Genomic DNA, 21,363 nt, shown 5'->3' on the forward strand with positions numbered 1-21,363 from the left:
TTTTAATAAAATGAAGAGTACAGGGGGATAAGCTTCCATGAAAAGAACAGATATTAAGTCAATTTTAGTGATAGGTTCTGGTCCAATTGTAATTGGTCAGGCAGCAGAATTTGATTACGCAGGAACTCAAGCTTGTTTAGCGTTAAAAGAAGAAGGTTATAAAGTTATTTTAGTAAACTCGAACCCAGCTACAATTATGACGGATCCTGAGATTGCGGATAAAGTATATATCGAACCGTTATCTGTTGAATTTTTATCCCGCATTATTCGAACTGAACGACCAGATGCACTCCTACCGACGTTAGGTGGGCAAACTGCATTAAATTTAGCGGTAGAGTTAGCGGAATCGGGTATTTTAGACGAATTTCAAGTTGAGATTTTAGGGACAAAACTTTCTTCAATTCAACAAGCTGAAGACAGGGAACTTTTCCGTGACTTAATGGAGAAACTGAATGAACCAGTACCTGAAAGTGATATTATCCATTCTATAGAAGAAGCTTACCAATTTGTTGAAAAAGTCGGCTATCCTGTTATTGTACGACCTGCCTTTACATTAGGCGGAACTGGTGGCGGAATTTGTGAAAATGAAGCGGACTTAATTGAAATTGTTTCAAACGGGATTAAATTAAGTCCGGTTAACCAAGTTTTACTAGAAAAAAGTATTGCTGGATATAAGGAAATTGAATTTGAAGTTATGCGCGATGGAAAAGATCAAGCGATTGTCATTTGTGATATGGAAAATATTGATCCAGTCGGCATCCATACGGGTGACTCAATCGTTGTATCCCCTAGTCAAACATTATCAAATGAGGAATATGAACTGTTAAAAAATGTTTCCTTAAAAATAATCCGTGCATTAAAAATTGAAGGTGGCTGTAACGTTCAACTAGCCCTTGATCCTAACAGTTTACAATATTACATTATCGAAGTGAACCCACGGGTAAGTCGTTCATCTGCTTTAGCTTCAAAAGCGACCGGGTTTCCAATTGCTAAAGTTGCAAGTAAGATTGCCGTTGGAATTACACTCGATGAAATGATGAATCCAGTTACAGGAAAGACTTTAGCAGAATATGAGCCTAATTTAGATTACGTAATTACAAAAATTCCGCGTTTTCCATTTGATAAATTCGAATCAGCACAAAGAACGCTTGGAACACAAATGAAAGCAACTGGGGAAGTAATGGCTGTTGGTAAAACTTTTGAAGAGTCAATTTTAAAAGCGGTTCGTTCATTGGAAGCGAAGGTGTATCATTTACAATTAGCAAATTTAAGTGAATTAGATGACAAAATTATTGAAAAACGCATTAAAAAAGCAGGTGACGAGCGTCTATTCTTTATCGGTGAAGCATTAAGAAGAGGCGTATCAATCGAAACGATTCACGAATGGAGCGGAATCACATCGTTTTTTCTTGAAAAATTCCAGAATATCGTTCAATTCGAAGACAAATTAAAACAAAATGTGAATGATTGGATTGTCTTACAAGAGGCAAAAGAACTTGGTTTTTCCGATAAAACAATTGCTAAACTATGGAAATTACCAGAGATCGATGTTTATAAATTAAGAAAAGAACAAGGTCTTATGCCCGTTTATAAAACAATTAAACCGTGCATCGGCGACAAAGTGGATTCAAATTCATATTATTACAGTACTTTTGATCAAGAAAATGAATCAATCCGTACGGAAAAAGAAAGTATTATCGTAATCGGTTCTGGTCCAATTCGTATCGGGCAAGGGGTTGAATTTGACTACGCCACAGTCCATTCTGTATGGGCGATAAAAGAAGCGGGTTACGAAGCAATTATTATTAACAATAACCCAGAAACAGTATCAACCGACTTTAGTATTTCTGATAAATTGTACTTTGAACCCTTAACAATTGAAGATGTTATGCATGTGATTGAAGTTGAGCAGCCGAAGGGGGCTGTCGTTCAATTCGGTGGCCAAACGGCAATAAACTTAGCTTCACAACTTGCTGAACGTGGTGTAAATATTTTAGGAACGAGTTTAGAAGACCTAGATCGGGCTGAAAACCGGAAGTTGTTTGAAAAAATGTTACAGGAAAATAATATTCCACAACCAAAAGGGAGCACAGCTCTTAGTGTGGATGAAGCAGTAAAAATTGCAGAAGAAATCGGTTATCCAGTACTTGTTCGTCCGTCCTATGTTTTAGGTGGTCGCGCAATGGAAATTGTCTACCGTGAAAATGAACTTCGTCACTATATGGAAAATGCCGTAAAAGAAAATCCAGATCAACCGGTATTAATTGACCGCTACTTAGTTGGTAAAGAGATTGAAGTTGATGCGATTAGTGATGGAGAAAATATAGTAATTCCTGGCATTATGGAACACATTGAACGGGCAGGTGTACACAGTGGTGACTCCATTGCAGTATATCCACCACAAAGTATTTCGGAAGGGATTCAAGAGCGGATTGTAGATTATACAATTAAATTAGCAAAATCGTTAAATATAAAAGGTTTATTAAACATCCAATTTGTCGAATCCCGAGGTGAAGTGTTCGTCATTGAAGTGAATCCTCGTTCAAGTCGGACCGTGCCATTTTTAAGTAAAATTACAAACATCCCAATGGCAAAAATTGCGACGAAAGTGATTTTAGGTGAATCGTTGAAAGATTTAGGATTCCAAACAGGATTAGTTGCAAATCAAGAGGGGGTATTTGTAAAAGTACCGGTCTTCTCCTTTGCGAAACTTCGTAGAGTAGATATTACTTTAGGACCGGAAATGAAATCGACCGGCGAAGTCATGGGTAAAGATAAAACGATGGAAAAAGCACTTTATAAAGGGTTAGTTGCAGCAGGTATGAAAATTCAAACTTATGGATCAGTCATTATGACGATTGCGGATAAGGATAAAGAAGAAGCAAGTCGTTTAGCAAAACGATTCCAACAAATCGGCTATCAAATTTTAGCGACGAAAGGAACGGCGAAATATTTACAAGAAAAAAATATTCCTGCAATCACAATCGATAAAATTAGTGACAGCGGAGAAAATAATTTACTTCATATTATCCGTAGCGGCAAAGCTCAGCTTGTTGTCAATACACTAACGAAAGGTAAAGAAGTCGAACGTGACGGATTTAGAATTCGTCGGGAAGCGGTGGAAAATTCAGTTCCTTGTTTAACATCCCTAGATACAGCTGATGCCATTTTAAACGTACTTGAATCAATAATATTTTCGGTAAGTCCAATTGCTAGTTCAATAGAGGAAAACAAGGAGCTGGTTCATTAATGGTTGCAGTAGAAAAAATGGTCGTAACGGAGCAAATTGAAATTGCGAAAAACATTTTCAAGCTTGTACTAAAAGGTGATCTCGTTGTAAAAGTAACAGCACCAGGACAGTTTGTAAATTTGAAAGTTACAGAAAGTTTAGATCCGATTTTACCGAGACCAATCAGTATAGCTGATCTTAATAAAGAAAATCACAAAATGGCGATTATTTATCGAATCGAAGGTAGAGGGACAGAACTTTTATCATATAAAAAAATCGGGGACGAAGTAACAATTATTGGTCCGTTAGGAAATGGTTTTCCAATACAAGATATGAAAAGCGGTCAAAAAGCATTAATCGTTGGTGGTGGGATAGGTACACCACCACTGCTTGAACTGTCAAAACAACTGGCATTACGTGGTGTAGAAGTAACCCATGTTCTTGGTTTTCAAACAAAAGAAGCGGTTATTTTACAACAAGAATTAAGTGAATATGGAAAAACGTATGTGGCAACAGAAGACGGAACAGAAGGTACGAAAGGCTTTGTTACCGATGTAATTGATCAATATGAACTTGAATTTGATCGCCTATATACTTGTGGTCCGACTCCGATGTTGAAGGCTTTAGAAGCAAAGTTTCCAGAAAAAGAAGTTTATTTATCATTAGAAGAACGGATGGCTTGTGGAATTGGCGCATGTTATGCATGTGTTAAAGAAACATGTAAAAAAGATGATGAATTAGGTTATCGGAAAATTTGTAGCGATGGTCCAGTATTTCGTGCCGGGGAGGTTGTTTTATGAGTCGGTTAAATGTATCGTTACCAGGTTTAGAAATGAAAAATCCAATCATGCCTGCATCCGGTTGTTTTGGCTTCGGGCGTGAGTTTGCTAATCTGTATGATTTAAATATCCTCGGTGCGATTATGATTAAAGCAACGACCGTTGAACCACGTTTTGGTAACCCGACACCACGGGTCACTGAAACACCAGGAGGGATGTTAAACGCCATCGGCTTACAAAACCCTGGAATGGAAAAAGTAATCGGTGAAGAATTACCATGGTTAAGCCAATTTGATGTACCGATTATTGCAAATGTGGCAGGAAAAACGATTGAAGATTATGAAACGGTCGCAAAAGAAATTTCGAAAGTTGATAATGTAAAAGCACTTGAATTAAACATTTCATGTCCTAACGTGAAACAAGGTGGTATTACGTTTGGTACGGTCCCAGAAGTGGCAAAGGAAGTAACGGAACGGGTAAAAGCGGTATCCGAAGTTCCTGTTTATGTAAAACTGTCTCCAAATGTAACGGATATTAAAGAGATGGCTAAGGCTGTCGAAGCAGGTGGAGCGGACGGAATTACATTAATTAACACATTAACAGGTATGCGAATTGATTTAAACACAGGTAAACCAATAATTGCGAATGTGACAGGTGGTTTGTCTGGTCCAGCGGTAAAACCGGTTGCCCTCCGGATGGTTTATGAAGTAAGTCAAACGGTCGATATTCCAATCATTGGCATGGGTGGCATTCAATCGGCAGAAGATGTGCTAGAGTTTTATTATGCTGGGGCTAGTGCTGTTGCGGTAGGTACTGCTAACTTTGTAGACCCATTTGTTTGCCCAAATATTATCCGTGATTTAGAAAAACTTTTAGATCAATATCAAATTAATCATATTACAGACATCATCGGAAGGAGTTGGGCATAGTGGTGGAAAAACCGGTGTTTATTGCACTTGATTTCCCAAATAAAGAAGAGACGATTACATTTTTAAATAAATTTCCTAACGAACAACTTTATGTAAAAGTCGGAATGGAATTATTTTATCAAGAAGGTCCCGAGATTATTAAAGAGATTAAAGCTTACGGACATAAAATCTTCCTCGATTTAAAATTACACGATATCCCAAATACAGTTTACCGTGCAATGAAAGGATTAGCTCGCTTAAATGTAGACCTTGTTAATGTTCATGCTGCAGGCGGTAGTGAAATGATGAAAGCAGCAATTGAGGGGCTTGAGGAAGGTTCTGGTGACGGAGTGCGCCCTAAATGTATTGCTGTGACTCAATTAACGAGTACGACAGAAGAGCAAATGCAACGAGAGCAACAAATAAAAGAAAGTTTAATAGATTCGGTTTATCATTATGCAAAACTTGCGAAAGACTCAGGACTAGACGGTGTAGTTAGCTCCGTACATGAAGCAAATTTAATTCGCAAAATCGATGAAAACTTTTTAATTGTTACTCCTGGTATTCGTTTAGCAAATGACCAGGTAGGAGATCAAAAACGTGTTGCCAACCCACGATATGCCCGGCTACAAGGTGCAACAGCAATCGTTGTTGGACGTTCAATTACCGGAAAAAAAGATCCTTATGAAGCATATTTAACTGTAAAAAATGAATGGGAGTTGGTTGAATGATGAGTACACAACAATTTTTAGCAGATAAATTATTAGAAATTGGCGCGGTATCCCTTAGCCCGAATGATCCTTATACTTGGGCATCTGGAATTAAGTCTCCTATTTATTGTGATAACCGCCTAACATTAGGCTATCCAACGTTAAGAAAAGAAATTGCAAAAGAAATGACAAAATTAATCAAAACCCATTTTTCTGACGTACAGTTAATTGCAGGGACGGCTACAGCTGGTATACCTCATGCAGCTTGGGTTTCAGATATAATGAATCTTCCGCTTTGTTATGTGCGTTCAAGCTCTAAAGGTCACGGTAAACAAAATCAAATCGAAGGACATTATTTTGACGGACAAAAGGCTGTTGTCATTGAAGATTTAATCTCAACTGGAAAAAGTTCAGTTCAAGCAGCCATCGCATTAAAAGATGCTGGTGTTGAAGTTTTAGGTGTTGTTTCAATCTTTACATATGAATTACCAGAAGCGGTTGACCAATTTGAACAAATTGGAATTCCTTACTATTCATTAACAAGCTTTTCTACTTTATTAGATACGGCAACTGAGAATGGAAAAATCACGGAAGCTGAAAAAAAGTATATTTTGAAATGGAAAGAAAATCCTAGAGTTTGGGGATAGAAGCTTCATAGTGGTAATTTTGAGCAAGTCGTTCATTACGTGAGTGAACGACTTTTTCTTTTTGGATTGAAATAGTCGTAGCTAGTGTTTAAATTGCTGCTATAAACAGATCTAGTAGGAAGATGTATGTAGAAGTGTGAATAGGAGTGTTCTATGAACAGATAGTACAAGAAAAAGAAGTAGAAAGTGTCAATAGGAGCGTTCAATAAACAGATTTTTCAAGAAAAAGAAGAAGGAAGTGTGCATAGAAGCGTTCAATAAACAGATTTTTCAAGAAAAAGAAGAAGGAAGTGTTAATAGAATGGTTTAATAAACAGATTTTTCAAGAAAAAGAAGAAGGAAGTGTTAATAGAATGGTTTAATAAACAGATTTTTCAAGAAAAAGAAGAAGGAAGTGTGCATAGAAGCGTTCAATAAACAGATTTTTCAAGAAAGTGTAAAAGGAAGTGTAAATAGGAGTGTTCTATGAACAGATTTTTCAATAAAATGTAAGAAGAAGTGTAAATAGAAGCCATCAATATACAGAACACTCAAGAAAAAGTAGAAAGAAGTGTAAATGGAAATCACTTATAAACAGATTTTCATAAAAAATCTAGAAAATAGTGATTATAAAAGCTTGTGGCTTACAGTTATTTCACAAATCATGCTAAAGATATGTTTTCATAAGTTTGACATTCACAATTTTTTCCAACCACAAACATAAAAAGTGTATACTTCACATGAATCCCCCCAATAAAGCCAAAAAATGGTCGTCCACAAAATCAATGAACGACCAACAATATTAACCATCAATGTGTCAAACATCATGCAACGTTAACTTCGTACAAAGCTCCAAGTTCAGCATTAACATTTTACAATTATTTATTTCACCTTTAACTTTGAAACTAATTCAATATCCGGCGTTACGTAAATCGTTTGTTGGTGATCATAGATAACAAACCCTGGCTTTGCTCCGCTGGGCTTCCGGACATGTTTTATTTTCGTATAATCAACGGGAACGCTGCTTGATGAGCGGGCTTTACTGAAATAAGCTGCAAGCATTGCTGCTTCTAAAATCGTTTGTTCAGAAGGATCTGTTGAACGAATGACAACGTGGGATCCAGGGATATCTTTTGTGTGTAACCAAATCTCTTCTTTTTTCGCAAGCTCCATTGTTAAATAATCATTTTGTTTATTATTTTTCCCTACTAAAATAATCGTTCCATCTGAAGACACATACTGTTCCAAAACAGGAGCTAACGACTGCTGTTTTCTATTTCTTTTCGTTGGTCGTTTCTTAATATATCCTTGTTCGGCCAATTCTTCTTTAATTTCCTCAATATCTTTCGGTGCTGCCGTTTCAATTTGTTGCAATACACTTTCTAAATACAATAAATCTTCCTGCGTTTTCTCAATTTGTTCGTTCACCGCAACGACGGCATGTTTTCCTTTTTGATATTTATTAAAATACCATTGTGCGTTTTCTGCCGGAGTCTTATTCGGATTTAACGGAATCGTAATCGGCTTATTATCCTCATAATAATTTTCAACAGTTATTTCTTCGATCCCTTTTTCTACCATATATAAATATGCCGTTAAAAGTTCTCCGTAAAGTTGATAAATTTCACTGTTTTCAGCTTCCTCTAAATCTTTTTCTAACTTTTTAATTTTCGTTTCATTTTTTTCAATTTCATTTTTTAAAAATTTCTCTAAATCGCCAGCGAGCTGTTTTACTCGATCTCGTTCTGCTTTACCGAAATAAAAGGCATCAAGCAATTCACTTAATGAAGAAAAAGTTTTCCGTTCTCCTTTAACATGCTCAAGTGGAATATAGTAAAATACTTCTTTATTCTCACCTTTAATAATCGTCGGTTCAATTTCGCCATTTTTCACACGATCAACTAATTTAATAAAACTCTTCGGTAAAGTTACTCGATTGGCGATTTCCGCCTTATGTATGACTTCTTTTGCAAATAACGGCGATATACCAGCAAATTGTGCCACAAGCTGTTTATCTAATTTTCCACTATTAAAATCAACCAGCTTTAAAACATCTTCTTCGGTTGCTTCAAATGGATTCAGTTTAACTTGTTCAGGGGGTGATATATATTCATGCCCTGGTAAAATGGCCCGGTGGCGGTTAACGGCGTAAGAAATATGTTTAATTGAATCTAAAATCATATTCCGCTCATCATCAACGAGAATGATATTACTATGCCGTCCCATAATTTCTATAATTAAATTTTTATATGAAATATCACCAATTTCATTTCTTCCTCTTATTTTAAAAATGATTATTCGATCTAAACCAACTTGTTGAATTTCCTCAATAAATTGTCCTTCTAAATGTTTTCTTAACATCATACAAAACATCGGAGCTTCCTTAGGATTTTCATACGTTTCCTGCGTAATTTGTACCCGAGCATAAGACGGATGGGCAGATAGTAAAACACGATGATTTTTCCCACGTGCTCGTACCGTTAAAATTATTTCATTTATAAAAGGTTGATGAATTTTCATAATCCTTCCGCCTTGTAAAAGTGGGGAAAGTTCCTTCACCATCCTATGAGTAAAAAGACCATCAAACGACATATATTAACACCTTCTATACATTCTTAATAATCTTTCCCAAGTATAGCATTTTTTTCATGGCTACTGAATATTCTTTATTGAAAGATTTGTACAAGCCGTACATCACGACTACACAATTATATTACATCTCATCAAAACCATTAATTTATTGGTTTTTAAAAAACAATTCAATTTTTATACATCTTACGAATAATTTTAGTCATCGAACAAGTGGATAGAGGAGTGGAAATGAATAATGAAATATCATGAAATGAATCCAGAAGAAATTCGTGAAAAGATTCAAACAGATTTCAAGCGAGGGTTAACAGAGGAAGAAGTTTCAAGAAGGAGAAAACAATTCGGTTATAATGAGCTGCAAGATGGAGAAAAGCAATCGGCTTTGCTTTTATTTTTTAGTCAATTTAAAGACTTCATGGTAATTGTCTTACTTGTAGCAACATTAATATCCGGTTTACTCGGGGAATACATCGATGCGATAGCAATTATGGCAATTGTCCTTTTAAATGGGGTATTAGGATTTTATCAAGAGCGCCGGGCTGAAAAATCATTAGACGCATTGAAGAAATTATCAGCCCCAACTGCAAGTGTGTTAAGAGATGGTGAATGGATAAAAATTCCATCGAAAGAAATTGTTCCCGGTGATATTGTCCGCTTTTCTAGCGGAGATCGAATTGGCGCTGACCTCCGAATTGTTGAAGCAAATAGTTTAGAAATCGAGGAATCCGCATTAACAGGTGAGTCGGTTCCCTCAAGTAAAGATACCGATATTATTCATGGAGAAAATGTTGGTATTGGTGATATGTCTAATATGGCCTTTATGGGGACGATGGTCACCCGAGGAAGTGGGATAGGTGTTGTTATTGGCACTGGTATGCAAACGGCGATGGGACAAATTGCCGACATGTTACAAACGGCGGAAACTTTACAAACTCCACTCCAGAGACGTTTAGAACAACTTGGAAAAATTTTAATCGTCGTTGCCTTAGTTTTAACGTTGTTAGTTGTCGTCATTGGTATTATGCAAGGACATGATATTTATACAATGTTTTTATCTGGAGTATCCCTTGCAGTTGCAGCGATTCCGGAAGGTTTACCTGCAATTGTTACAATCGCCTTATCCCTTGGCGTACAACGGATGATTAAGAAAAACTCCATAGTTCGTAAATTACCAGCTGTTGAAACATTAGGTTGTGCGTCAGTTATTTGTTCCGATAAAACGGGTACGATGACCCAAAATAAAATGACCGTTACCCATTTATGGGCAAATAATGAAGTGTGGAATGTATCTGGACAAGGTTATGAACCAATTGGTGAATTTTTAAAAAGTAAACGAAAAATGGATCCAACGAAGGATGTTCATTTTAATAAATTACTTTCCTTTGCGATGCTGTGTAATCATGCTGAAATTTGCAAAAAAGGTGATTATAAATTAGACGGTGACCCGACGGAAGGTGCACTATTAGTTGCAGGAATGAAAGCAGGATTTTCAAGAGATAAATTATTAAAAGAATACAAGATTATTCAGGAGTTCCCTTTTGACTCCGCAAGAAAAATGATGACAATTATCGTTCAAGACAAAAAAGGAGATCGGTATGCGATAACTAAGGGTGCGCCGGATATATTAATCAACTTAAGTGAGTCGGTTTTTGCAAATGGAAGGCAACAATATTTAAATCAACAATGGAAAAGTCAATTGCAACATGCTGTTGAATCTTTAGCTGAACAAGCATTACGTACGATTGCGATTAGTTATAAAAAATTAAATACAAAAACAAAATTTAGTCATGAATCTGAAGTGGAAAAAGATTTAACGTTTATTGGTCTTCAAGGAATGATTGACCCACCTAGACCAGAAGTATATGATGCGATTAAAGAATGTAGAGAAGCTGGCATTAAAACAGTCATGATTACTGGGGACCACGTCATTACCGCGAAAGCGATTGGAAAAGAGTTAGGACTCATTAATTCGAATAGTCTTGTTCTAGACGGGGCAGCATTAGATACAATGAGTGTTGATGAATTAGAAGAAATCGTCGATGATGTATCTGTTTTTGCCCGTGTTTCACCTGAACATAAATTAAAAATCGTTAAAGCGCTGCAAAATAATGGACATATTGTAGCGATGACCGGTGATGGGGTAAATGATGCGCCGGCGATAAAAGCAGCGGATATCGGAATTGCGATGGGAATAACAGGAACAGATGTTGCAAAAGAATCTTCCTCCCTTATCCTATTAGACGATAACTTTGCAACAATAAAAGCAGCAATTCAAGAAGGACGTAACATATACGAAAACATTCGAAAATTTATCCGTTACTTACTTGCATCGAATGTCGGTGAAATTTTAGTTATGTTATTTGCGATGATTTTAGCGATGCCACTACCACTCGTACCAATTCAAATTTTATGGGTTAACTTAGTAACAGATGGACTACCAGCGATGGCATTGGGACTAGATAAACCAGAATCCGATGTTATGAAACGTCCACCGCGTAATCCGAAAGAAGGTGTCTTTGCTCGAGGTTTAGGTTGGAAAGTCATTTCAAGAGGATTTTTAATCGGTATTGCAACACTTATCGCCTTTGTTATCGTATATACAAATAATCCAGATGACTTAGCTTATGCACAGACGGTTGCTTTTTCAACTCTCGTTTTAGCCCAATTAATACATGTATTTGATTGTCGTAGTGAACATTCAATCTTTGCTCGAAACCCATTTGGAAACACATATTTAGTATGGGCGGTAATTTCTAGTGTAATACTATTATTAATAGTTATTTACTATCCGCCACTTGCAACGGTATTCCATACAGTTCCAATCGAGCCACGCGATTGGTTACTCATTATTGCAATGGCCTCCATTCCAACATTTTTACTTGTCGGCTCCTTATTTATTAAGAAAAAATAACATGTTCGGCAAAAGGAATTTCCACCTTTTGCCTTTTTATGTGCGCCCGGCATGTACATGAACTATAGGGTGTAAGTCCCGAACCCCGAAGACAGAAGTAGAGGTTAGCCAAGAGCAAGGGTGTCCGTGGTGACGCGGAATCTGAAGGAAGCTGGAGGCAAAACACCGGTCCGAGGAACACGAACCTCATATAAGGCTAGGTATGATTGAGTGAGTTTGCATAACAAAACAAAGCTCTTTCTGTCGAAGGTCATATCGAGTAAATGAGGCGGATAGATGGTGTGAAAGTGCATGTACTTACCCGGGGAGGTCTGGCGGATATGTGAAGTACTCTTCATAACCTACTTAGTGATAAGTAGCTGAACCGTCAGAAGTCAGCAGAGGTCATAGTATTAGTTGGTCTAGAACAACTAAGAAGGACCGAACAATTAAGAGAGAATAGCCCTTGGCATTCAGTGGGTCATGATGAACACAGAAAACGTAGTACCTCACTTGAGGGAGGAAGCGGTGAATCCCGTGGGAGACCTCTTGGAGGGTGGAGTGACCACTGGCATAAAGAGAACAGCTATTCACGGAAGTTATAAAGACTTGCGTCAATGATCTTAATTGAACCGCCGTATACGGAACCGTACGTACGGTGGTGTGAGAGGACGGGAGTTAATCGCTCCCTCCTACTCGATTTTTATGTTACAATAGAAAATAACGATGAAAAAGAAACTAGGTGAGACTGTGGTTAAAAGTATGACTGGATTCGGAAGAAGTAAAATGGAGTCTGAAGATTTTGTGGTAACGGTAGAAATCCGATCAGTTAATCATCGTTATTTAGATTTTCATATTCGGATGCCACATCAATTTTTACTTTTAGAAGATAAGATTAAAAAAATCTGTCAACAATACTTATCAAGGGGAAGAGTTGACTGTTATGTAAATATTGAAGGAACAGGCTTAGTCAATCGGTCATTAGTCATTGACTGGGAATTAATTGATGAGTATTATCAATACATAACGCAATTAAAAAATCGATATCAATTAAGCGGAGATATACAATTGTCCGATTTTTCACGACGAACTGAACTCGTTGAAATAAAAGAAAATGAATTGAAAAACGAGGATATTAATAACGCAATTTTACAATCTGTTAAAGAAGCTGTGCAAAACTTAACAGAAATGCGTATAATAGAAGGACAAGCGTTAAAAAAACAATTAAACGAATATTTGTTAAAAATTAACAATGAGTTAAAGAACATCATTGACCTCATTCCTATCGTTCAAAAAGAATATGAAGAGCGTTTACGAAAGAAAATTTCCGAGTTTACTGAAGGGTTAATTGATGAATCTCGTGTAATGACGGAGATTGCGATTTATTCAGAACGATCGGATATTTCGGAGGAACTAACCCGATTACAAAGTCATGTCCAACAATTTTATACTACCTTAGAATTTAATGAACCAATTGGTAGGAAATGTGATTTTCTTGTACAAGAAATGAATCGTGAAGTAAACACCATTGGCTCTAAATCTAACAGTGTAGAAATTAGTAAAATTGTTGTGGAATTAAAAACAATGATTGAAAAAATTCGCGAACAAGTCCAAAATATTGAATAAGCCAAAAGAAAAATGATAAAATTTGACTTTATTGCGCGGAGCTAAAGGTAGAGTTGAATCGGGCAGAAGTTTTTCTACGTAAATATTTAAAATAATCATAGGGATGGAGGTCAAATGGTGGGTTTGATAAATATTGGTTTTGGTAGTGTCGTCTCTTCCAATCGAATTATTGCAATTGTTAGCCCTGAGTCTGCTCCGATAAAACGTTTAATACAAGATTCAAGAGATCAAGGTACATTAATTGATGCTACATATGGTCGAAAAACACGTGCGGTCATTATAATGGATAGTGACCATATTATATTATCGGCAGTACAACCAGAGACGGTGGCTAACCGTTTTACAAATGAAGAAGATCAACAACAGCAAGGGTAGGTGGAAAAATGGAAGGCGAAAAAGGTTTACTGATTGTACTTTCAGGTCCTTCCGGTGTAGGTAAAGGCACCGTTAGAAAAGCAATATTTGAACAACGAGATATTAAATTTGAATATTCAATTTCGGTTACATCTCGGAAGATGAGACCAGGTGAAGTTGATGGTGTAGACTATTTCTTTAAAACTCGAGAAGAGTTTGAAAGTATGATAAAAAATGATGAGTTACTAGAATACACAGAGTATGTCGGAAATTACTACGGTACTCCTGTTGACTATGTACAAAAGACGTTAAATGAAGGAAAAGACGTCTTTTTAGAAATTGAAGTAGAAGGCGCAAAACAAGTACGTAATAAATTCCCAGATGGTTTATTCATATTTTTAATTCCACCATCTTTAAGTGAATTAGAAAATCGTATTAAAACAAGAGGCACTGAAACAGATGAATTAATCCGTAATCGGATGACAGTCGCTAAAAATGAATTAAAAATGATGAATTTATACGATTATGTCGTTGAAAATGATAAAGTGGACAATGCAGTTGAAAAAATTAAAGCAATTGTAGTTGCTGAACATTGTCGACGTAATCGTGTCGAAAAACGATATAGAAAGATTTTGGGGGTAGAATAACAATGTTATATCCATCAATTGACTCATTATTAGAAAAAGTACCTTCTAAATATTTATTAGTTACATTAGGTGCTCAACGTGCACGAGAATTGAAAGATAAAGAAAACTATCAGCTAGAAGATTACAAGTCACATAAAGATGTTGGTAAAGCTTTAGAAGAAGTGAATGAAGGTTTAGTACAACTAGCTTATGAAGAAGAAGTGAATGCAAAAGCTGTTGAGACTGAGCAAGAATAATAAGTTTTAACATTCTTTAAATGTAAATTTCGTAAAAACATTTTCAAAGACGATCCAAATGTCGAAATGACTTTTTGGACCGTCTTTTTTTATCCTAGCTTTTGGAGTGATTAACCCTTATCATACGAGTCCTCATTCAACTACTAGGAAAACCTTTCTTTATACTATCAATTTAAAAATAATTTATGATAAGATGAAACATAGTAGAATTGACATAAATAAATTAATAGAAGATGAAATACATACTACATGAATTTGATTAGAAATGAGGGGACTTTTGTGGACAGAAAAAATATACTCCTATGTGTAACAGGTGGCATCGCTGTATATAAAGCAGTTGCGCTAACGAGCAAACTTACACAAGCTGGTTTTAATGTGAAAGTTATGATGAGCGAAAACGCATGCAAATTTGTTACACCTCTTTCTTTTCAGGCTATATCTAGAAATGATGTATATACGGATACATTTGATGAAAAGGATCCTTCCAAGATTGCTCATATCGATCTTGCGGATTGGCCAGATTTAATTTTAATTGTGCCTGCGACAGCAAATATTATAGGGAAATTAGCGAACGGAATCGCTGATGATATGATTTCAACTACGTTACTTGCAACTGTAAAGCCAGTTTGGGTGGCTCCTGCGATGAATGTCCATATGTATCATCATCCTGCGGTACAGCGTAATATGTCAATCTTATCTGAATTTGGCTATGAATTTATTGAACCAGGTGAAGGATACCTTGCCTGTGGTTACGTTGGTAAAGGTCGTTTAGAGGAACCTGAAACGATTGTTGAACATGTGAAAAATTATTTCTCAGAAAAAATTGAACCTATTTTAAAAGGGAAACATGTAGTTGTTACGGCAGGTCCGACACGGGAACGAATTGATCCAGTACGATATATTACTAATTTCTCTACTGGTAAAATGGGCTATGCGGTAGCTGAAGTAGCTGCACAACTCGGAGCAAAGGTCACTTTAATTTCGGGCCCGGTTAATCTTGATGTTCCAAAAGGTGTAAAAGTTGTTCATGTGGAAAGTGCAGAAGATATGTATAATGCAGTTTTGTCGCATTATGAAAATGCGGATGCGGTTGTAAAAACTGCAGCGGTTGCTGATTACAAACCTGCACAGATTCACGATCAAAAAGTAAAAAAGCAAGATGGTGATGCAGTAATTAACCTCGTTCGTACGAAGGATATTTTAGCAGAACTTGGTAAAAGAAAAGCCCATCAAATTTTAGTAGGTTTTGCCGCAGAAACAACTAATGTTGACGAATATGCCCGTAAAAAATTAAAAAGTAAAAATGCCGATATGATAGTTGCGAATAACGTGACAACAAAGGGAGCAGGTTTCGGTAGCGATACGAATATTGTGACTTTTTATAAAGCTGATGGTACAAAAAAAGAATTTTCTATTTTATCAAAACAAAAAGTGGCCATGGAGATTTTAAAAGAAGTTCATGAAATGCTAAAATAAGGAAGAATAGTATGAGACGAATTGCTAGTGTAATTGTCGATGTTCCTACTTTACAAACGAATAGACCGTTTGATTACATCATTCCCGTTGATTTAATCGAACATATTGAAGTGGGAATGCGCGTTGTCGTTCCTTTTGGCAACAGACATATTCAAGGTTTTATTGTCGATTTTAAAGAGCAATCTGATGTTAAAAATTTAAAAGAAATCATCGAACCGATGGATGTAACTCCCGTATTAAATAAAGAATTATTACATTTGGGAGACTTTTTATCAGAAAAAACACTTTGCTTCAAAATTGCTGCCTATCAAGTAATGTTACCACCAGCATTGAAGGCTAAATATGATAAATATTTAACATTAGTACAGCAAGAGAAGTCGAACGAATTACCCGATGGATTAAAGAAATTATTTTTTTACCAAAATCGAGTGAATTGGAAAGACGCAGAAAAGTTTGCCCCAACTTCCTATTTATATCGGAAAGCAAGAGAAGGGTTATTTGAAGTTATTTATGAAGTGAAAAGCCAAGGGAATAAAAAGAAAGTTTTATATTATGTTCCAACAACGGAAAATGTGACAGAGTTTCAAACGAAAAAAGATCAATTACCAAAACCACTCAGTCCAAAGCAAGAAGAAATCTACCAATTTTTTGTAAACGAATTTAAACCACATACGGTAAAACAAGTGGAAGAACAAATTTCGAATGCGAGGGCACCACTAAACGCCCTAGTTGATAGAGGATTGTTGAAAAAGGAAGAATATGAACAATACCGGGATCCTTATGTAAATCGGGAATTTGAAAGAACTCAGCCCCTACCTTTAACGGATGATCAACAAAAGGCAATTTCACCTATCCTTCAAGCGATTGAAGAAAACCAAGACGGCGTATTTCTTCTTAACGGAGTAACCGGTAGTGGAAAAACGGAAGTATATTTACAGTCCATACAAGAAGTGCTTAACAAAGGAAAAGAAGCGATCGTTCTTGTGCCAGAAATATCTTTAACACCGCAGATGGTGAATCGGTTCAAAAGTCGGTTTGGCGATTTAGTTGCTGTTTTACATAGTGGACTTTCCCTTGGTGAAAAATATGATGAATGGCGGAAAATTCAGCGAAAAGAAGTAAAGGTTGTTGTTGGAGCAAGATCAGCTATTTTTGCTCCCTTTGAAAATTTAGGCATTATAATTATTGACGAAGAACATGAAAATAGCTATAAACAAGAGGACGTTCCACGCTACCATGCTCGTGATGTAGCCATTGAGCGAAGTAAAATTCATAACTGTCCGGTTGTACTCGGAAGTGCAACACCGTCGTTAGAATCCTTCGCCCGAGCACAAAAGGGTGTTTACCATTTACTTACAATGGATAAGCGAATGAATCAGGTGAACTTGCCAACAGTTGAAATAGTCGATATGCGTGAAGAACTAAAATCTGGTAACCGTTCCATGTTTTCCGAACAACTTTTTGAAAAAATGCAAGACCGCATCGCTAAAAAAGAACAAATTGTTCTTATGTTGAACCGTCGTGGCTATTCTGCCTTTGTCATGTGCCGTGATTGTGGACTTGTAGTAAAGTGTCCGAACTGTGATATTTCATTAACGTATCATAAAGTAACGGATCAATTAAAATGTCATTATTGTGGCTTTGAAACGATAACTCCGAAAGTTTGTCCGGAATGTAATAGTAACCATATCCGTTACTTTGGAACAGGCACGCAAAAGGTGGAAGAAGAATTAGGGAAAGTGTTACCAGAAGCTCGTGTCATTCGTATGGATGTTGATACAACGAGCAGAAAAGGGTCCCATGAAAAACTTTTAGCTGCCTTTGGTGAAGGAAAAGCGGATATTTTATTAGGGACACAAATGATAGCAAAAGGTCTTGATTTTCCAAACATTACATTAGTTGGTGTGCTGTCAGCAGATAGTTCATTGCATATCCCTGATTTCCGTTCAAGTGAAAAAACGTTTCAGTTATTAACCCAAGTAAGTGGTCGTGCAGGTAGACATAAATTGCCTGGCGAAGTTGTCATTCAAACGTATACACCAGAACATTATAGTGTTCAATTTGCGAAAAACCATGATTATTTGCAATTTTATCAATATGAAATGATGATGCGAAAACGGGGACAATATCCTCCGTTTTATTATTTAACATTAATTCATATTAATCATGAAAATGTTCAATATGTATATTCCGTTGCTGAAAAAATTGCGAGTTTCTTACGCTCGCAACTTTCACCAACAACTCATATACTAGGACCAGCTGCTTCTCCGATAGTGAAAATAAAAAATAAATATCGTTATCAAGTTTTAATAAAATATAAACAGGATCCAAATTTACCAACCGCATTGAAAAAAATTATTCACCATTTCCATCGAGATCAAATTAAACACGGATTGACTATTTCCGTTGATATGGACCCATACTCTTTAATGTAGATTATATAAAAACCGTAACATCAATGTTTTGGGGGTACAAACTTTGGCAAAATTAGAAATAAGGACAATTCCAGACCCGGTATTACTGCAAAAATGTGAAAAAGTTTCAGAATTTAATTCTGAATTAGGCCAACTTTTAGATGATATGTACGAAACAATGTTAGCTGCTGACGGTGTAGGGATTGCCGCACCGCAAGTTGGCCTTTTGAAACAAATTGCGATAGTTGATATTGGCGAAGGAAAAATTGAATTAATTAACCCAGTAATTATAGTAAAACGGGGTTCACAAATTAATCTTGAAGGATGTTTGAGTATTCCGAACCAATACGGTGAAGTGAAGCGTTCCTTTTTTATTAAAGTAAAATATCGTGATCGTCATGGGAAAACATTGATCTTAGAAGCAGATGATTTCTTAGCCCAAGCTATTCAACATGAAATCGATCATTTACACGGTATTCTTTTTACAACTAAAGTAGTAGATAAAATTTACACAGAGGAAGAACTAGAAAGGCTTGATGAACAATGACAAAAATCGTATTTATGGGAACACCGGATTTTGCAGTTCCGGTTTTACAACAAATTATTAATGATGGTTATGACGTAATTGGTGTCGTTACACAACCAGACCGTCCAGTCGGTAGGAAACGAAAGATTACACCTCCGCCTGTAAAAGTTGAAGCATTAAAACATAATATCCCAGTTTTCCAACCGGAAAAAATTCGAGAAGAACAATCTTTACAAGAAATTTTAGATTTAAAACCAGATTTGATTGTTACAGCTGCCTTTGGGCAAATTTTACCGAAAAAACTTTTAGATGCTCCAAAATACGGCTGTATTAATGTCCATGCCTCGCTATTACCAGAGTTACGTGGAGGAGCACCAATACATCATGCAATCATCCAAGGAAAAAAAGAAACTGGTATTACCATTATGTACATGGTAGAGCAACTTGATGCGGGAGATATGATAAGCCAAGTTAAAGTTCCAATTGATGAAAGAGATACTGTCGGATCATTACACGATAAATTAAGTGAAGCAGGTGCGAAATTATTAAGTGAAACACTTCCAAAGTTGTTAAATGGTGTAGTTACACCAATAAAACAAAAGGATGAAGAGGCAACTTTTGCCTATAATATTAAAAGAGAAGATGAAAGAATTAATTGGAATCGACCTGGAGAGGAAATTTATAACCATATTCGTGGACTAAACCCATGGCCAGTAGCATTCACAACCTTAAACGGTGAAACATTAAAAATTTGGTGGGGAGAAAAAGTTGAAATAACACAAACAGCTGAGCCGGGGACAATTATTGATGTAGTCCCAGATGGTTTAATAGTTGCAACAAAAAACAATACAGCAATTAAAATTACTGAATTACAACCAGCAGGGAAAAAGAAAATGTCAACGGAACAATTTTTACGTGGAAATAAGGATCCGTTGAAAGGAATTGTCTTAGGAGGAACTAGCAAATAATGGCTAAAAATGTTCGTGAAGCTGCAGTAGAAGTGCTTGAAATGGTTGAAAAACAAGGTGCCTATAGTAATTTGTTAATCAACTCTGTCATTGAAAAAAATCGCATCTCTTCATTAGATGCTAGCCTCCTAACGGAACTTTGTTACGGAACAATTCAAAGACAAATGACGTTAGACTTTTTCTTAAAACCATTTATTAATAAACAAAAGCGGATCGATTCTTGGGTGAGACAACTCCTAAGAATCTCCGTTTATCAATTTGTATTTTTAGATAAAATCCCTGACCACGCCATCATTAATGAAGCGGTTAATATTGCGAAAAAACGTGGGAATAAGGGGATTAGTGGCTTTGTTAATGGAGTTTTAAGATCAATTCAACGAGAAGGTGTCCCATCCTTTGATGAAATAGATAATCCTATTGAAAGACTTTCAATCGAAACAAGTCACCCATTATGGCTTGTAAAACGGTGGGTTAATCAATATGGCATGGAAACAACACGTGAAATGTGTATGGAAAATTTAAATCCTTCGAAACAAACAGCCCGGGTGAATACTTTAGTAGCAGATGTCGATGAAGTAATTAAAGAGTTAGAAGAAGAAGGATTTCATGTTGAAAAAAGTGATGTTATACCAGAAGCTATTAAATCAATCCGTGGAAATTTAGTAAAGTCAACTGCTTTTAAAGAAGGACGAATCACAATTCAAGATGAAAGTTCAATGATTGTTGCCTATTGTGTATCACCTAAAGAAAATGAAAAAATTCTTGATGCCTGTGCAGCACCTGGTGGTAAATCAACCCATATAGCTGAAAAAATGAATAATCTTGGTGAAGTTGTCGCCCTCGATATACATAAACATAAAATAAAATTAATTTACGAAAATGCAGAACGACTACATATCAAAAATATCCATACAATGCAAATGGATGCGAGAAAAGTAGGCGACCATTTTGAACGAGCATCCTTTGACCGCGTTTTAGTTGATGCGCCATGTTCAGGACTTGGTGTATTAAAGGGAAAGCCAGATATTAAATATTCGAAATCAGAAAAGGATGTTAAAAGATTAGCTGAAATTCAGTTACATATTTTACAATCTGCAGCCAAATTAGTAAAACCTGGGGGTACTCTCGTTTATAGTACATGTACAGTGGATAAAGAAGAAAATGAAGAAGTGGCGAAAAAGTTTTTACAGCTTCATCCAGATTTTACAGGTGACAAGGAACTTGCAAAGCGAGTGCCTGAAAAAGTAAAACCTTTTGTTCGAGATTATGACATTGAAATATTACCCCATTCTTTACAAACGGATGGCTTTTACATCGCTTGTTTTCAAAAAAGGTAACTATTTATTTACATAACTTACAAAAATTGGTACTTTTTTAATAAGGTG

Annotated in this window: 16 protein-coding genes; 15 read left to right on the forward strand and 1 reads right to left on the reverse strand. The window is 36.2% G+C overall.

What is annotated here, in order from left to right:
* Positions 1 to 37 precede the first annotated feature (37 nt).
* Genes carB through pyrE form a run of 5 tightly spaced genes read left to right on the forward strand, consistent with a single transcriptional unit; the run spans position 38 to position 6,273 of the window.
* On the forward strand, positions 38 to 3,250 hold the full coding sequence (gene carB / locus GW534_RS00310) for a carbamoyl-phosphate synthase large subunit (RefSeq protein WP_161919053.1): 3,213 nt from the start codon (positions 38 to 40) through the stop codon (positions 3,248 to 3,250).
* Complete coding sequence (locus GW534_RS00315) at positions 3,250 to 4,029, forward strand: dihydroorotate dehydrogenase electron transfer subunit (protein WP_161919054.1); 780 nt, start codon at positions 3,250 to 3,252, stop codon at positions 4,027 to 4,029. The genes carB and GW534_RS00315 overlap by 1 nt, the downstream gene beginning before the upstream one ends.
* Positions 4,026 to 4,937: a dihydroorotate dehydrogenase gene (locus GW534_RS00320; RefSeq protein ID WP_161919055.1), complete on the forward strand. Its 912-nt coding sequence runs from the start codon at positions 4,026 to 4,028 to the stop codon at positions 4,935 to 4,937. Before GW534_RS00315 ends, GW534_RS00320 begins: the two co-directional genes overlap by 4 nt.
* Before the next feature lie 2 nt (positions 4,938 to 4,939).
* Entirely contained in the window at positions 4,940 to 5,647 is a 708-nt protein-coding gene (gene pyrF, locus GW534_RS00325) for an orotidine-5'-phosphate decarboxylase (RefSeq protein ID WP_161919099.1), read from the forward strand.
* Positions 5,644 to 6,273, forward strand: a complete 630-nt coding sequence (pyrE, locus tag GW534_RS00330) for an orotate phosphoribosyltransferase (RefSeq protein WP_161919056.1) — start codon at positions 5,644 to 5,646, stop codon at positions 6,271 to 6,273. The genes pyrF and pyrE overlap by 4 nt, the downstream gene beginning before the upstream one ends.
* A gap of 861 nt (positions 6,274 to 7,134) precedes the next feature.
* Here the strand turns inward: pyrE and GW534_RS00335 are convergent.
* Positions 7,135 to 8,844, reverse strand: a complete 1,710-nt coding sequence (locus GW534_RS00335; RefSeq protein ID WP_161919057.1) for an Rqc2 family fibronectin-binding protein — start codon at positions 8,842 to 8,844, stop codon at positions 7,135 to 7,137.
* 235 nt (positions 8,845 to 9,079) lie between these two features.
* Between GW534_RS00335 and GW534_RS00340 the strand changes: the two genes are divergently transcribed.
* The 10 genes from GW534_RS00340 (at position 9,080) to rsmB (ending at position 21,315) form a co-directional block, all read left to right on the forward strand.
* The gene (locus tag GW534_RS00340) at positions 9,080 to 11,752 is read left to right on the forward strand and encodes a calcium-translocating P-type ATPase, SERCA-type (protein ID WP_161919058.1); all 2,673 of its coding nucleotides are present in this window, start codon (positions 9,080 to 9,082) and stop codon (positions 11,750 to 11,752) included.
* Positions 11,753 to 12,457: 705 nt separating this feature from the next.
* Positions 12,458 to 13,357, forward strand: coding sequence for a YicC/YloC family endoribonuclease (locus GW534_RS00345; RefSeq protein WP_246203802.1), 900 nt, complete (start codon positions 12,458 to 12,460; stop codon positions 13,355 to 13,357).
* Positions 13,358 to 13,471: 114 nt separating this feature from the next.
* Positions 13,472 to 13,732 (forward strand): extracellular matrix/biofilm regulator RemA, encoded by a 261-nt coding sequence (remA, locus tag GW534_RS00350; protein WP_161919059.1) that lies wholly within the window; start codon positions 13,472 to 13,474, stop codon positions 13,730 to 13,732.
* Between the two features lie 8 nt (positions 13,733 to 13,740).
* Positions 13,741 to 14,358 (forward strand): guanylate kinase, encoded by a 618-nt coding sequence (gmk, locus tag GW534_RS00355; RefSeq protein WP_161919060.1) that lies wholly within the window; start codon positions 13,741 to 13,743, stop codon positions 14,356 to 14,358.
* Positions 14,359 to 14,360: 2 nt separating this feature from the next.
* Positions 14,361 to 14,594: a DNA-directed RNA polymerase subunit omega gene (gene rpoZ / locus GW534_RS00360; protein ID WP_161919061.1), complete on the forward strand. Its 234-nt coding sequence runs from the start codon at positions 14,361 to 14,363 to the stop codon at positions 14,592 to 14,594.
* Between the two features lie 249 nt (positions 14,595 to 14,843).
* Positions 14,844 to 16,070 carry a bifunctional phosphopantothenoylcysteine decarboxylase/phosphopantothenate--cysteine ligase CoaBC gene (gene coaBC / locus GW534_RS00365; protein ID WP_161919062.1) on the forward strand — a complete coding sequence of 409 codons (1,227 nt, stop codon included), beginning with the start codon at positions 14,844 to 14,846 and terminating at the stop codon, positions 16,068 to 16,070.
* Between the two features lie 11 nt (positions 16,071 to 16,081).
* On the forward strand, positions 16,082 to 18,505 hold the full coding sequence (gene priA / locus GW534_RS00370) for a primosomal protein N' (protein ID WP_161919063.1): 2,424 nt from the start codon (positions 16,082 to 16,084) through the stop codon (positions 18,503 to 18,505).
* A 43-nt stretch (positions 18,506 to 18,548) separates the two neighbouring features.
* Positions 18,549 to 19,031 (forward strand): peptide deformylase, encoded by a 483-nt coding sequence (def, locus tag GW534_RS00375; RefSeq protein WP_161919064.1) that lies wholly within the window; start codon positions 18,549 to 18,551, stop codon positions 19,029 to 19,031.
* The gene (gene fmt, locus GW534_RS00380) at positions 19,028 to 19,978 is read left to right on the forward strand and encodes a methionyl-tRNA formyltransferase (protein WP_161919065.1); all 951 of its coding nucleotides are present in this window, start codon (positions 19,028 to 19,030) and stop codon (positions 19,976 to 19,978) included. Before def ends, fmt begins: the two co-directional genes overlap by 4 nt.
* Positions 19,978 to 21,315, forward strand: coding sequence for a 16S rRNA (cytosine(967)-C(5))-methyltransferase RsmB (gene rsmB / locus GW534_RS00385; protein ID WP_161919066.1), 1,338 nt, complete (start codon positions 19,978 to 19,980; stop codon positions 21,313 to 21,315). Before fmt ends, rsmB begins: the two co-directional genes overlap by 1 nt.
* The last annotated feature ends 48 nt before the right edge of the window (positions 21,316 to 21,363 follow it).

This window comes from Pallidibacillus pasinlerensis (assembly GCF_009996845.1).
GTDB classification, from domain to species: domain Bacteria; phylum Bacillota; class Bacilli; order Bacillales; family Caldibacillaceae; genus Pallidibacillus; species Pallidibacillus pasinlerensis.

Excerpts from the sequence above, each read along its gene's own strand:
- carB (WP_161919053.1), top strand. The coding sequence starts at position 38 with ATGAAAAGAACAGATATTAAGTCAATTTTAGTGATAGGTTCTGGTCCA.
- GW534_RS00315 (WP_161919054.1), top strand. The coding sequence starts at position 3,250 with ATGGTTGCAGTAGAAAAAATGGTCGTAACGGAGCAAATTGAAATTGCG.
- GW534_RS00320 (WP_161919055.1), top strand. The coding sequence starts at position 4,026 with ATGAGTCGGTTAAATGTATCGTTACCAGGTTTAGAAATGAAAAATCCA.
- pyrE (WP_161919056.1), top strand. The coding sequence starts at position 5,644 with ATGATGAGTACACAACAATTTTTAGCAGATAAATTATTAGAAATTGGC.
- GW534_RS00335 (WP_161919057.1), bottom strand. The coding sequence starts at position 8,844 with ATGTCGTTTGATGGTCTTTTTACTCATAGGATGGTGAAGGAACTTTCC.
- GW534_RS00340 (WP_161919058.1), top strand. The coding sequence starts at position 9,080 with ATGAAATATCATGAAATGAATCCAGAAGAAATTCGTGAAAAGATTCAA.
- GW534_RS00345 (WP_246203802.1), top strand. The coding sequence starts at position 12,458 with ATGAAAAAGAAACTAGGTGAGACTGTGGTTAAAAGTATGACTGGATTC.
- remA (WP_161919059.1), top strand. The coding sequence starts at position 13,472 with ATGGTGGGTTTGATAAATATTGGTTTTGGTAGTGTCGTCTCTTCCAAT.
- gmk (WP_161919060.1), top strand. The coding sequence starts at position 13,741 with ATGGAAGGCGAAAAAGGTTTACTGATTGTACTTTCAGGTCCTTCCGGT.
- rpoZ (WP_161919061.1), top strand. The coding sequence starts at position 14,361 with ATGTTATATCCATCAATTGACTCATTATTAGAAAAAGTACCTTCTAAA.
- coaBC (WP_161919062.1), top strand. The coding sequence starts at position 14,844 with ATGAATTTGATTAGAAATGAGGGGACTTTTGTGGACAGAAAAAATATA.
- priA (WP_161919063.1), top strand. The coding sequence starts at position 16,082 with ATGAGACGAATTGCTAGTGTAATTGTCGATGTTCCTACTTTACAAACG.
- fmt (WP_161919065.1), top strand. The coding sequence starts at position 19,028 with ATGACAAAAATCGTATTTATGGGAACACCGGATTTTGCAGTTCCGGTT.
- rsmB (WP_161919066.1), top strand. The coding sequence starts at position 19,978 with ATGGCTAAAAATGTTCGTGAAGCTGCAGTAGAAGTGCTTGAAATGGTT.